This window comes from Buttiauxella noackiae ATCC 51607, from assembly GCF_001654865.1.
Lineage (GTDB): Bacteria > Pseudomonadota > Gammaproteobacteria > Enterobacterales > Enterobacteriaceae > Buttiauxella > Buttiauxella noackiae.
Genome location: NZ_LXEO01000009.1, coordinates 60,367 through 73,101, shown reverse-complemented (window position 1 = coordinate 73,101; position 12,735 = coordinate 60,367). Strand labels below are relative to the sequence as shown.

The 12,735-nt window shown below is 50.9% G+C and carries 16 protein-coding genes; 5 read left to right on the top strand and 11 right to left on the bottom strand.

Going from position 1 to position 12,735, the window contains the following annotated elements:
• Window positions 1-7 precede the first annotated feature (7 nt).
• The 6 genes from flgG to flgB all read right to left on the bottom strand — a co-directional run bounded on the left by flgG (window position 8) and on the right by flgB (window position 4,432).
• Window positions 8-790, bottom strand: a complete 783-nt coding sequence (gene flgG / locus M979_RS03880) for a flagellar basal-body rod protein FlgG (protein WP_064517889.1) — start codon at window positions 788-790, stop codon at window positions 8-10.
• 117 nt (window positions 791-907) lie between these two features.
• The gene (locus M979_RS03875; protein ID WP_034456183.1) at window positions 908-1,663 is read right to left on the bottom strand and encodes a flagellar basal body rod protein FlgF; all 756 of its coding nucleotides are present in this window, start codon (window positions 1,661-1,663) and stop codon (window positions 908-910) included.
• 19 nt (window positions 1,664-1,682) lie between these two features.
• Window positions 1,683-2,891, bottom strand: a complete 1,209-nt coding sequence (gene flgE, locus M979_RS03870) for a flagellar hook protein FlgE (protein WP_064553832.1) — start codon at window positions 2,889-2,891, stop codon at window positions 1,683-1,685.
• A gap of 27 nt (window positions 2,892-2,918) precedes the next feature.
• On the bottom strand, window positions 2,919-3,596 hold the full coding sequence (gene flgD / locus M979_RS03865) for a flagellar hook assembly protein FlgD (RefSeq protein ID WP_034456185.1): 678 nt from the start codon (window positions 3,594-3,596) through the stop codon (window positions 2,919-2,921).
• Between the two features lie 11 nt (window positions 3,597-3,607).
• On the bottom strand, window positions 3,608-4,012 hold the full coding sequence (flgC, locus tag M979_RS03860) for a flagellar basal body rod protein FlgC (protein ID WP_034456187.1): 405 nt from the start codon (window positions 4,010-4,012) through the stop codon (window positions 3,608-3,610).
• A 3-nt stretch (window positions 4,013-4,015) separates the two neighbouring features.
• Window positions 4,016-4,432, bottom strand: coding sequence for a flagellar basal body rod protein FlgB (gene flgB, locus M979_RS03855; RefSeq protein ID WP_034456188.1), 417 nt, complete (start codon window positions 4,430-4,432; stop codon window positions 4,016-4,018).
• Between the two features lie 152 nt (window positions 4,433-4,584).
• On the opposite strand from flgB, the gene flgA reads away from it, so the two are divergent.
• From flgA to flgN, 3 genes are all read left to right on the top strand, one after another.
• Window positions 4,585-5,244, top strand: a complete 660-nt coding sequence (gene flgA / locus M979_RS03850) for a flagellar basal body P-ring formation chaperone FlgA (RefSeq protein ID WP_064553831.1) — start codon at window positions 4,585-4,587, stop codon at window positions 5,242-5,244.
• A gap of 119 nt (window positions 5,245-5,363) precedes the next feature.
• Window positions 5,364-5,657 carry a flagellar biosynthesis anti-sigma factor FlgM gene (gene flgM, locus M979_RS03845; protein WP_034456191.1) on the top strand — a complete coding sequence of 98 codons (294 nt, stop codon included), beginning with the start codon at window positions 5,364-5,366 and terminating at the stop codon, window positions 5,655-5,657.
• Between the two features lie 4 nt (window positions 5,658-5,661).
• A complete protein-coding gene (gene flgN / locus M979_RS03840) occupies window positions 5,662-6,084 on the top strand; it encodes a flagella biosynthesis chaperone FlgN (protein ID WP_034456193.1) in 423 nt (140 codons plus the stop codon).
• 47 nt (window positions 6,085-6,131) lie between these two features.
• On the opposite strand, the gene M979_RS03835 is transcribed toward flgN, so the two are convergent.
• From M979_RS03835 to rimJ, 5 genes are all read right to left on the bottom strand, one after another.
• Window positions 6,132-6,617 carry a cold shock domain-containing protein gene (locus M979_RS03835; protein ID WP_064553830.1) on the bottom strand — a complete coding sequence of 162 codons (486 nt, stop codon included), beginning with the start codon at window positions 6,615-6,617 and terminating at the stop codon, window positions 6,132-6,134.
• A gap of 112 nt (window positions 6,618-6,729) precedes the next feature.
• Entirely contained in the window at window positions 6,730-8,265 is a 1,536-nt protein-coding gene (murJ, locus tag M979_RS03830; protein WP_064553829.1) for a murein biosynthesis integral membrane protein MurJ, read from the bottom strand.
• Window positions 8,266-8,369: 104 nt separating this feature from the next.
• Entirely contained in the window at window positions 8,370-9,293 is a 924-nt protein-coding gene (locus tag M979_RS03825) for a Gfo/Idh/MocA family protein (protein ID WP_034456197.1), read from the bottom strand.
• A gap of 3 nt (window positions 9,294-9,296) precedes the next feature.
• Window positions 9,297-9,947, bottom strand: a complete 651-nt coding sequence (locus M979_RS03820; protein WP_034456198.1) for a YceH family protein — start codon at window positions 9,945-9,947, stop codon at window positions 9,297-9,299.
• 9 nt (window positions 9,948-9,956) lie between these two features.
• Entirely contained in the window at window positions 9,957-10,541 is a 585-nt protein-coding gene (gene rimJ / locus M979_RS03815; protein WP_034456200.1) for a ribosomal protein S5-alanine N-acetyltransferase, read from the bottom strand.
• Window positions 10,542-10,782: 241 nt separating this feature from the next.
• Here rimJ and mdtH point away from each other — a divergent pair, with 241 nt between their 5' ends.
• Both mdtH and grxB read left to right on the top strand, forming a co-directional pair.
• Entirely contained in the window at window positions 10,783-11,991 is a 1,209-nt protein-coding gene (mdtH, locus tag M979_RS03810) for a multidrug efflux MFS transporter MdtH (protein ID WP_034456203.1), read from the top strand.
• Window positions 11,992-12,066: 75 nt separating this feature from the next.
• Window positions 12,067-12,714, top strand: coding sequence for a glutaredoxin 2 (grxB, locus tag M979_RS03805; protein ID WP_064553828.1), 648 nt, complete (start codon window positions 12,067-12,069; stop codon window positions 12,712-12,714).
• The last annotated feature ends 21 nt before the right edge of the window (window positions 12,715-12,735 follow it).

Here is a 12,735-nt window from a genome sequence, read left to right as displayed (position 1 = left end):
AAACGCCTTACAGTTGCGTCAGTTTTTGCAGCATCTGATCGGTGGTAGAAACGGCTTTACTGTTGATTTCGTAAGCGCGCTGAACCTGGATCATATTCACCAGCTCTTCTGCGACGTTCACGTTAGAGGTTTCAACGTAACCCTGATACAGCAGCCCGGCGCCATTAAGCCCCGGAGTACTTTCATTAGGCGTTCCGGATGACTGGGTTTCGGCATACAAGTTTTCACCCAGGCTTTCCAGACCCGTGTCATTCATAAAGGTGGTCAAGTTAAGCTGGCCTACCTGTACGGGTTGCGCCTGCCCCTGCTGAGTGACACTCACGATGCCGTCACGTCCAACGGTAATCGTCAGGGCGTTAGCAGGAATGGTGATTGCAGGCTGAACCTGGAAACCACCCGCCGTCACCAGTTGACCGTTTTGATCAACCTGGAATGAACCATCGCGCGTGTAGGCACTGGTGCCATCCGGTAATTGCACCTGGAAGAAACCCTGGCCTTTGATAGCCACATCTTTACTGTTGTTAGTCTGCGACAGGTTGCCCTGGCTGTGCAGACGCTCAGTGGCGACCGGGCGCACGCCCGTACCAATCTGCAAACCTGACGGCAACGTGGTTTGCTCAGACGATTGGGCACCAGGCTGGCGAATGGTTTGGTAAAGAAGATCTTCAAACACAGCACGCTGACGCTTAAAACCGTTAGTGGAGACGTTTGCCAGGTTGTTGGCAATCACATCCATGTTGGTTTGCTGGGCATCAAGACCGGTTTTGGCAATCCATAAAGAACTGATCATTTTGAATTCCTGTTAGAGATTGTGTTTCGTAGGTCGGATAAGCGAAACGTCATCCGACAACCGTGGTGCAAGTGGTGGATAGCGTTTACCGCTTATCCACCCTACAAACCCCGGCTATCAACTCATCGACAGTAGTTGGTTGGCCCGTTGCTCGTTTTCATCCACGCTCGAAATAATCTTCATCTGCATTTCAAAACGACGGGCGTTGGAAATCATGTCAGCCATGGCTTCAACCGGTTTAACGTTACTGCCTTCCAGCACACCAGGCATCAAAGAGATGCTGGCATCGGCTTGTAAAGTCGCACCACGCGTGGCTTGGGCTGCTGGGCTCAAACGGAAAAATCCATCATCACCACGCACAACTTCTGTCCCGCTCGCTTTCACCAGTTTCAAACGGCCAATCGGTGCCACCGTGTTAGGCTGGTCACCCGCGTTAAGTGCAGAAATGGTGCCATCAGCCGCGATAGTTAGCTGTGCGCCTTGAGGAACGGCAATCGGGCCACCTTCTCCCATCACCGGTTGCCCGCCGATGGTCAGTTGCCCGGCAGGACTTACCTGCATATTGCCGTTACGGGTATAAGCTTCTGTACCATCAGCACTTTGTACCGCCAGCCAGCCATCTTGTTGCAGGGCAACATCCAGCGGGCGTTGAGTGTAATCAAGCTGACCCTGGGACATATCAGCGCCAGGCGTTGACGCGGTCACCAGCGTACGCGTTGGCAAAGAAAGCCCTTCCACCGGAACTGCGCGCAAAGCAGTAAGCTGTGCACGAAAGCCGGGAGTTGAAGCATTCGCCAGGTTGCTGGCCGTCACCGCTTGTTGATTGAGCGTCTGACTGGCCGCGCCCATGGCGGTATAAATCGCGTGATCCATTAAGCTTCCCCGTCAGTGCTTAGCGCAGGTTAACCAGGGTGTTAAGTATCTGGTCCTGAGTTTTGATAGTCTGCGCGTTAGACTGATAGTTGCGCTGTGCGACAATCATATTGACCAGTTCTTTACTCAGATCGACGTTTGAAGCCTCCAGCGCACCGTTAGTTAGCGTACCGAAGTTACCTGAACCCGCCGTACCCAACAGCGCAACGCCCGAAGCATTCGTTGCTGCCCAGACGTTGTTACCCTCAGAGGACAAGCCTTCCGGGTTAGCAAAGTTGGACAACACAATTTGCCCCAGCAATTGGGTTTGTTCGTTGGAGTAGTTACCAACTACGGTGCCATCTTCATTGATCTGATAGCTCACCAAATCGCCTGGCTTATAGCCATTCTGATTCGCGGCAACGATGTTGTTGGAGCCGGTGTTTTGCTGCATGGAATTCAAGAAGCTCAGGCTGAATGTTGCAGGCGTTGCACCATTAATGGCCTCAGTCTTAAAATTGCTACTAGTACCGCTGGTTAAGACACCACTGCTGCTGAACACCAGAGGTGTCCCTTTTTGAATTGGGCTGCCCGCAACGCTGCTGTCCTGGGTATAAACATCCCAGGTATTTGCCGTAGAAGATTTAACAAAGAAGACGTTCATATCATGGGAGTTACCCTGGCTGTCATAGACAGTGATAGAACCTTTTTTGTTGTAACTTTCTGAATCCGCAGGGTCAAAAGTCGTTTTGGCAGGCACCTTATCTGTGGAGTTCAGGTTAATCTGCATCGAGGCTGTGGTAGTGATTTTCGCAGCCATCAGAGTATTAGGAATTGAAAGCCCTACCGGGTTTGCCCCTTCCTGAATCGTTGGTGGTGTGCCGGTCGCCGGATAACCCGTCAATTGCATACCCTGCATGTTCACCAGGTTGCGGTTTTGATCCAGTTTGAACTGACCGTTGCGGCTGTAATAGACCGAACCGTTAGTATCCACCATACGGAAAAAACCATTCTGACTAATCGCCACATCCAGGCCACGCCCGGTATTAGTCGTAGTACCGTCGCCAAAGTCCTGCGTAATGCCTGCGACTTTAACGCCCAGACCCACTTTAGAACCTGCAAACATATCAGCAAAAGATACGCTGCCGGACTTAAAGCCATAGGTGGCGGAGTTGGCAATGTTATTACCAATCACGTCCAGGTTGGTGGCCGCAGCATTCAGGCCGCTGACCGCTTGAGAAAAGGCCATGTCTTACTCCTGCAAAGGGTTATAGGCTTAAATAATCTGCCTGATGTCGTCGAGAGTGGAGGTGCCGTAAGTACCGAGGTCGAGCAAGGTCTTGCCATTACTGAGTGTCACACCGTTGACCATCGCAAAATTTAGCGGCTGAGCAACCAGCTGTGTCCCACCATTTGTGGCATTGATAGCGACGTTATAAGCACCGTCTGGTGCGGTCGTGCCATCCGTCATCGTGCCATCCCAGGTAAAGGTATGGACACCTGCGCTTAGGCCACCAATATCGAGCGTACGTACCACTTTGCCGGTGTTATCGGTGATCGTTGCGGTCACTTTATCGGCGGCTTGTTGCAGCTCGACACCAAACGGAGTGGTGGCCTCGCTGCCTGCCAGAATTTTAGTACCGGGGATCATCACGCCATGACCAATCAGGGCGCTGGCCTGAACTGACTGGTTATTGGTTAACTGACCTGACACTGAACCGAGCGTGGTGTTGAGTTTTTCAATACCGCTTACGGTGCTGATTTGCGCAAGCTGTGTAGTCAGTTCGTTATTTTGCAGAGGGTTGGTCGGGTCCTGGTTTTTGAGCTGCGCAACCAGCAGCGTCAGGAAACTACTCTGAAGATCGGCAGCATTGTTCCCGGTAATGCTGCTATTACCCGATAAAGTATTAACACCACTGGTCGTGGTGTCGTTCATATTAACGGCTATGCCCATCAGTCACTCCTTTACTGACCAAGAGTCAGGGTTTTCAACATCATGCTTTTCACGGTGTTGAGTACTTCCACGTTTGCCTGGTAGCTACGGGAGGCTGACATGCTGTTAACCATCTCACCTACCACATCAACATTTGGCATCCGCACGTAGCCTTTCGCATCAGCGAGCGGATTACCCGGCTGAAACACCAGCTTGTCCGGCGCCTGACTCTCTTCAACGCCAGTCACTTTCACACCACCGGTTTCAGCACCAGGCGCTGCATCTACCTGGAAAATAACTTGTTTGGCGCGGTACGGTTGGCCATCCGGGCCAGTGACGCTATCGGCGTTAGCCAGGTTACTTGCCGCCACGTTCATACGCTTGGATTGCGCGGCCATTGCTGAACCGGCAATATCAAAAATATTCAGTAAAGCCATCTATTAGCCACCTTGTTGCAGCACAGACATCATGCCCTTGATTTGGCCGCCGAGAACCGTGAGGTCTGACTGGTATTTCAGGCTGTTGTCGGCAAATTGTGTACGCTCGCGGTCCATATCGACGGTGTTACCATCCATTGATGGTTGGTCAGGAATGCGGTAGAGGAGATCAAGCGAAGGTGTTGAATGTGTCGACGCCGGAATATGGCGCGCGGAGGTGAGCGCAAGCGAGACACCGCTGCCTTCAACACGTCCTCTGTCCATCACTTTTTTCATTTCACTGGCAAAATCAATATCGCGAGCCTGATAGCCTGGGGTATCGGCATTAGCGATATTTGCTGCCAGAATTTCCTGACGCTGGGCGCGCAAATTTATCGCTTCTTGCTGAAATCGCAGTGCGGCATCCAATTTGTCTAGCATGTTCCCTCCGCATAATTAGGATTTGTCCGACAGCTTAAAGCCCCTTACGCGTGCGTTATCGTTGGAATAGACACAAAATGCGTCGCTATTTATCGCCTTGATCAATTCCGTGTGCGGTTAAAATCACTGCAACCTGAACAAGGAGAGACGTCATGAACGGTCTGAAAACCTGGAGCACGATTGCACTTTTACTGGCATGCCCATCGGCATTCGCCAGTACGCTGGATGCACCTTTGAGCCAGTTTTTTCAGCAACGTCTGGCCGGCATTAGCGATGAAGTATCGGTAAAAGTGAAAACTCCCGATGCACAATTACCCTCCTGCCCGCTTCCCGAATTTTCAATGCCGGGTAATAGCCGCCTGTGGGGAACCGTGAGCGTGTTAGCCCAATGTGGTAATGACAAACGCTTTATTCAGGCGCAAGTGCAAGCTATTGGAAATTACGTCGTTGCAGCCCAGGCACTACCACGTGGCAGTGTCATTAATGAAAGTCAGGTACAACTTAAACGCGGGAGATTAGATCAACTCCCTCCGCGTGCCATGTTGGATATCCGCCAGGCAAACGATGCGGTAACACTGCGCGACATCGCACCAAATCAGCCCATAATGCTGTCGATGGTGCGCCAGTCCTGGCGAGTTAAAGCCGGACAACGAGTCCAGGTTGTGGCTGCAGGTGAAGGTTTTAGTGTGAATAGCGAAGGCAAAGCACTGAACAATGCCGCTGTCGCACAGAATGCACGTGTACGAATGGATTCGGGTCAGATTGTGAGCGGAACAGTCGACGCTGATGGGAATATTCTGATTAACTTATAATATTCTGCTGGCGATTAAGAAGGGTATAAAGGTTCTGCGGCGACTGCCGATAGTGTGTTAACAGATGATAGATATTGGCAGGCTCAAATGCTGCGAGCCACCTCGATGAGGATAGAATAATGAGCATTGATCGCACGTCTCCTTTGAAACCGGTAAGTACCGTACAACCACGTGAAACATCAGAAGCTCCGATTCAAAAGAGCCGCCTGGAAAAAAGTACCACGCCAAACAGCACCAACGTGACACTCAGTGACGCGCAAGCTAAGTTAATTCAGCCAGGCAGCGGTGATATTAATATGGAACGCGTTGAAGCACTCAAAACTGCGATCCGCAACGGTGAGCTTAAAATGGATACCGGCAAAATCGCCGATGCATTAATCCAGGAAGCTCAAAGCTATATCTCGAGTAAATAATTGCATGAATCGTCTGTTAGAAGTGATGGATCAAATGACTGTGGTGCTCAACTCTCTTAAGGAGGTGATGGACGCCGAACAGCAACAACTATCCGCAGGCCATGTGAATGGCAGTGCGTTGCAGCGCATTACTGAAGATAAAAGCTCGCTACTTGCGACGCTCGATTATCTCGAACAGCTTCGCCGTGATGCACAGAAAGCTGAAAATACCAGCAGCACGGATGTTAGCCAGCGTTGGCAGACGATTACGCAAAAAACGCAGCACTTACGTGATATCAACCAGCATAACGGTTGGTTATTAGAGGATCAGTTAGCGCGTAACGAACAAGCGCTGGCGGTACTCAAGCCGCATCAGGAACCGAATCTCTACGGGGCCGATGGGCAAGCGACGACGGTTAGTCGTGGTGGGAAGAAAATAACGATTTAATACCAGAAAGAATAAGGGCGGTTTCAAAGCACCGCCCTGGTAATGCGTTAAAGACCCTTCAGAATCTTCATCGTCGCTTCAACATCAATTTCATCTTCAGAGAAAATCAACGTCGAGCCCTGGAAAGTGGTGACAGCCAGTTTCTTCAGCGTGCGCATTTCACCCGGTTTTGGGTCAGCTTTCGGACGAATGCTGTTCATCAGAGCGCCTACAGACAACACCGCATTCTCTTTATCAATCTTGGTTTCGGCAGGGACTTCTTCGCTGTAAACCAGGAAGGATTTAATCGCTGTGATTTTAATGCGCTCGCCTGCGATATAAATGTACTTGCTGTCAGGCTCGACTTTGACCGCAAACGCCGACAGGCCTTTGTTGTTGGTCGTTGGTTCGAAAGTAACTGACGCATCTTTCTTAATCAATTCAGGGTTGGCGACCTTAATCACATGAAAATAACGATTGTCACCGTTTTCATCTTTGATAAAACCGAAACCTTTATCTTCAAACCAGGTTGTGATTGTCCCGTGCATCGCTATTACCGCCTAATTAATCGTTCAATAAGTCAAATTTTGCAGCGCGCAGTTTAATGCAGAATGCGCGTGCCGACTATGCCTTTGGCATGCGTCGACACGATAAATTGCCATCACACTACATTGTGCGTCGGGCAAAATCCTTCACTCTGAATCCCAGCACCGTAAGCGTTGCGAAATATGCTGCAATACCAGCCACGACAACAGCCATTAAGCGCAGTAAACGATACGGCATCGTGCCCAGATCCCAGGCAGGCATAATGTGCATCATGCCAACCAATACCACCGACATCACAATGACACCGGCAAACAGGCGCCAGAGGAATGCGCTCCAGCCCGGCTGAGGCTGGAAAATATCCTGTTTACGCAGTTGCCAGTATAGCAGGCTGGCATTTAGGCAAGCCCCCAGACCAATCGACAGCGACAGCCCTGCATGTTTGAGCGGGCCAATAAATGCAAGGTTCATTACCTGGGTCAAAATCAGCGTCACGATGGCGATTTTAACCGGGGTTTTGATGTCCTGGCGCGAATAGAAACCGGGTGCCAGGACCTTCACGACAATCAGACCCATCAAACCGACGGAATAAGCCACCAGCGCACGTTGCGTCATTGAAGCATCAAAAGCGGTGAACTTGCCGTACTGGAACAGTGAAACAGTGAGCGGCTTAGCCAGAATCCCCAATGCAACCGCACTTGGCAGCGCCAGCAGGAAACACAGACGCAAGCCCCAGTCCATCAGACGCGAATATTCATCGTGATTACCGCTGGCAAAACTTTTCGCCAGTGACGGCAGCAAAATGGTACCCAGTGCCACCCCAAGCACACCCGATGGGAACTCCATCAGACGGTCAGCGTAGTACATCCAGGAAACTGAACCGGATGTAAGGAACGAGGCGAAAATGGTGTTGATGATTAATGAGATCTGGCTAACGGAGACGCCAAGAATCGCAGGCCCCATCTGCTTAATCACACGCATTGCACCTGCATCTTTCAAGTTCACGCGCGGTAAAACCAGCATGCCAATCTTTTTCAGATGTGGTAACTGATACGCCAGTTGCAACACACCACCGACAGTAACCGCCCAGGCCAGTGCCAGAATCGGCGGGTTAAAGTGTGGTGCGGCAAAAAGTGCAAAGCCAATCATGCTGAGGTTTAAGAAGGTTGGCGCAAACGCGGGGACCGAGAAGCGGTTCCAGGTATTCAGTATCGCCCCACACAGCGAGGCCAATGAGATCAGGAAAATATACGGGAAAGTTATCCGCAGCAGGCTTGAGGTGAGCGCGAATTTATCGGCAGTATCCGCAAAGCCAGGTGCTGTGACCAGAATAACCCACGGGGCCGCAATCATCCCGATGACGGTAACAACCGCCAGTGCGAGTGTCAGAAGCCCGGAAACATAGGAAACGAACACGCGTGTTGCATCTTCACCCTGCTTACTTTTGTATTCAGCAAGAATCGGGACGAACGCCTGCGAGAATGCACCTTCGGCGAAAATACGGCGTAGAAGGTTCGGTAATTTGAATGCCACAAAAAAGGCATCCGTCGCCATTCCTGCGCCAAAAACCCTTGCCACAATGGCGTCACGTGCAAATCCGAGCACGCGAGAAAACATCGTCATCGAGCTGACGGCTGCCAGCGATTTTAATAGATTCATTTATTATATGGTTCCACAAACATCAACGCCTGCAAGGCAGGCGTTGTTAAGGGACATTTCGTAGGCGCGTAGTCTACCGATACTCTATTTAAATAGCACTCGTGTTATTCGCTCATGGCATCGCGCCACAACTTCTCTACCACGCGCTGGGCCATCAACGCCTGCTCACCGGAGGTTTCAGGAACTGTCTGATTTGCCACACAATCAAGGAAATGACGCGCACATCCAGCGAAACCGCGTTGTTCGAGTGTGGTTTGCCAGCCCGGAATTGGACGATTCACCACGCCATTGCCGCACTCTTCACGCCATTCGCGCATATCTGTAACGTCGTACAAGCCACCCTCTGTGACGGCCTGAACCCACTCACGTTGGCTACCCGCCCGGCGATGCATGCTGGTGGTGATTTGTAGGTTGCCTCGGGCAAAGTGATGTTCAGCATAAAGCATGTGCCCCTGATCGTTGGTCAACAGGGTCCCGCTTTGTAATTGTGCTTCACCGCCAGCCAGCCACAGTGCGGTATCAACCACATGTAGATAATCATCAAGCAAAGTAAAACGCAGATCGTTTGGCCCAACGCTGTCGGCACGATGTTTATCCATCCGTACCGATGAGCCATTCGCCAGCATCGCTTTCAAATCCTGGTACAGCGGTGAAAAACGACGGTTAAAACCAACCATCAGCGTACGCTTGTGACGCTGTGCCATTTCCACTAAACGTTCAGCATCGGCAAGGTTTTCAGCAAGCGGTTTATCCACACAAACATGGACGCCCGCCTGCAATAACTCACTGACTACCGCGTAATGGCTACTGGTCGCACTGTGAACGAACACGGCATCACACTGTGCCGCCAGTTCAGCAATAGAAGGAATATAGGGGATACGCCAGGTGTCACAGACTTTCTGCGCTTTCGCCTGTGTTGGGGAAAACGCGCCCTGAAGCGTCCAGTCGCTGGAGGCTCCCAGAACGGGTAGCCATGCTTTTTGCGCAATACCACCTAAACCGACAACGCCTACGCGAAGTTTAGTCATCAATTAATCTCCGAGATGAGCGAGCAGTGAATCCAGGCGTTGCTTAAGATCGGCAACTTCATTTTCAAGCTGTTCGACACGCGCCGTTAAATCGCCAGCAGGCGCAACAGTACTTTCTGGCGCTGCAATCTGTGACGTATCCACATCACCGCTGAAAAGATGCATATAGCGGCTTTCACGTTTGCCGGGTTCACGCGGTAAGCGCACCACAAAAGGGCCATCTTCGCGATTCGCGAGATGTTCAAGAGTCGCTTCAACCTGCGCCATATCGCTGAATTCAAACATTCTTCCGGAGCGGGTACGCAATTCACCTGGCGTTTGGGCGCCACGTAGCAGTAAGGCAGTGACCACTGCGACTTCTGCCGCAGAAAGTTTAAGGTCACCAAACTCTGAATTACAAAAACGTTGCTCATATTTAGTTACGCGATTGCCAAACCCGCTGACGGTGCGCAAAAAGTGGCGTTTGACCAGAATATCCAACGTTTCCTGGACATCATGCTCTTTCAGATCCATCACCGGTTCGCGGTTGGTCTTCTGGTTACATGCTGTCACCACACCGTTGACAGACATCGGATATTGTTCGGGAGTGGTCACCTGCTTTTCCATCAGGCTACCCACAACCCGCGCTTCAACCGCAGTTAACTGATATTTCATTTCTTGTCCTTAACGCCCAGGGGTCCATTCTTTGGTCGTTAGCGCGGTCAGAACATGATCCCGCCACACGCCATCAATCAATAGATACTCTTTGGCATAGCCTTCTTTTTCAAAACCAAGGCGCGCAAGAAGATCGCCGCTGCGCTGATTATGCGGCATATAGTTCGCCATGATGCGATGGATATGCTGGCTACGCTGCATGTAGCGAATAGCCGTAGTCAGTGCTTCAAACATCATGCCCTGCCCCTGCCATTTCTCACCAAGTGAGTAGCCCAGATAGCAGGCATGAAATGAGCCCCGCACTACGTTTGAGAAGTTGGCAACGCCAAGGATCTCTTTTTCTTCTGGATCGAGCAGCGCAAAGTAATAAGCGCTACCGGTTTTATGCATTTCGCTAATCATGCCAAGCCGCGCCTGCCAGCCGGAAGGATAGCAATGGCTGTCATCACGAATGGGTTCCCAGGGTTTCAGGAACTGACGGTTTTCAGCGTAATAATCTGCCAGACGCCATGCATCTCGCTCGTACACCAGACGCACCACCATGCGGTCCGTTGTTAAGCGTACTTTCGGCACGTTACTGCGGTAGCCAAACATGTTCACCCTACTCCTCACATCCCACGTATTTTTGAGCCAACGTAATTACTATACCTGCCCCTTGCGATGGAAGGAAAACAACAACATGCAGATTTCTCATCCGGCGATACTTTTTTCGATTAACGCGTTAAATCAAAGCGCTGGATTGATAAAAAAATATTGTCGCCATACGCCCTGTCAAAAAACCTGAGAGCAGTAGAGAATAGCGGTTTGTCACACTTTTAAGTTCCCTGGAGGGGAGATGTCACGGGTAGCGCAGGCCAGGAGCCTGGGTAAATACTTCTTATTGCTCGATAACATGTTAGTTGTATTAGGCTTCTTCGTGGTTTTCCCTCTTATTTCCATTCGCTTTGTCGACCAGATGGGTTGGGCTGCGTTAATGGTCGGTATCGCGCTGGGCCTGCGTCAGCTTACTCAGCAAGGGTTAGGTATTTTCGGTGGGGCCATCGCCGACCGACTAGGTGCCAAACCGATGATTGTCACCGGAATGCTGCTGCGGGCCGTCGGTTTTGCACTGATGGGTATCGCCCATGAACCCTGGGTGTTGTGGTTATCGTGTTTTATTTCCGGTATCGGCGGCACGTTATTCGACCCACCCCGGGCAGCCCTGGTGGTGAAACTGGTGCGCCCACATCAACGCGGCCGTTTCTTCTCGATTTTGATGATGCAAGACAGCGCAGGAGCTGTCATTGGAGCACTACTTGGCAGTTGGTTGCTGCAATACGATTTTCGTCTGGTGTGTGGTGCGGGTGCGGTGATGTTTGTGATTTGTGCGATGGTCAACGCCTGGCTGCTTCCGGCCTATAAACTCTCCACCATTCGGACACCAATACTCGAAGGCATGGGGCGCGTGCTGCGCGACAAACGTTTCATCACTTATGTATTAACGCTTGCCGGGTATTACATGTTGGCGGTGCAAGTGATGCTCATGCTGCCAATTATGGTGAATGAAATTGCCGGTACGCCTGCAGCGGTGAAATGGATGTATGCCATTGAAGCAGCACTCTCCTTAACGCTGCTCTATCCTATTGCGCGTTGGAGCGAAAAACGCTTCCGTCTGGAGCAGCGCCTGATGGCGGGTTTATTCCTGATGTCACTCGCTATGCTGCCAATTGGCCTTGCCAATAACCTTCAGCAACTGTTCACACTCATTTGTGTGTTTTATGTTGGTTCCATCATTGCTGAACCAGCACGAGAAACGCTGAGCGCATCACTTGCTGATTCCCGTGCTCGCGGCAGTTACATGGGCTTTAGCCGACTGGGTTTGGCAATTGGTGGCGCATTTGGTTACGCCGGTGGCGGTTGGTTATTTGATGCCGGAAAAAGTATCAACCAGCCAGAACTTCCGTGGGTGATGTTAGGAATTATAGGCTTCATCACGCTTATCGCATTATGGTGGCAATTTAGCCCGAAACCGGTAGACCCCTCTATGCTCGAGCCCGGCAACTAGTTTGCAGCCCCTGGTATTCTCCTCCATACTCAAAAATTGACGGATTTTTCCTGACGATTGATATGGAGGAGTAACGTGAAGCTTTATATTTACGATCACTGCCCTTTCTGCCTTAAAGCACGCATGATTTTTGGCTTAAAGAATATCCCCGTTGAGCTGGTCGTCTTGCAAAACGACGATGAAGCAACCCCGACGAAAATGATTGGCAAGAAAATGGCGCCAATTCTGCAAAAAGATGACAGTCGCTACCTACCTGAAAGCATGGATATCGTGCACTACGTCGACAAACTTGATGGTGAACCACTTTTAACTGGCGCAGCTAATGCGGCCATCAGTGACTGGTTACGCCACGTCAATAGCTATGTCCAACACCTGTTATTGCCGCGTATTGCGAAAGCGCCTTTTGATGAGTTTGCCACACCTGCTGCGCGTGCTTATTTCACACAGAAGAAAGAGGCAATGATCGGTTCTTTTGCTGACCATCTGACGCATTCACCGGGCCTGACCAAAAAAATCAGCGATGATTTACGCAAGCTCGATAAACTTATCGTGCAGCCAAATGCCGTCAACGGTGAGTTGTCCGATGACGATATCCACCTCTTCCCACTGCTGCGTAACCTGACGCTGGTTGCCGGAATTGAGTGGCCGAGTCGTGTTGCTGCATATCGCGATAATATGGCTAAACAGACGCAAATTAATCTGCTCTCGTCCCACGCTATTTAAAGAATGTTAACGGTTCTACGG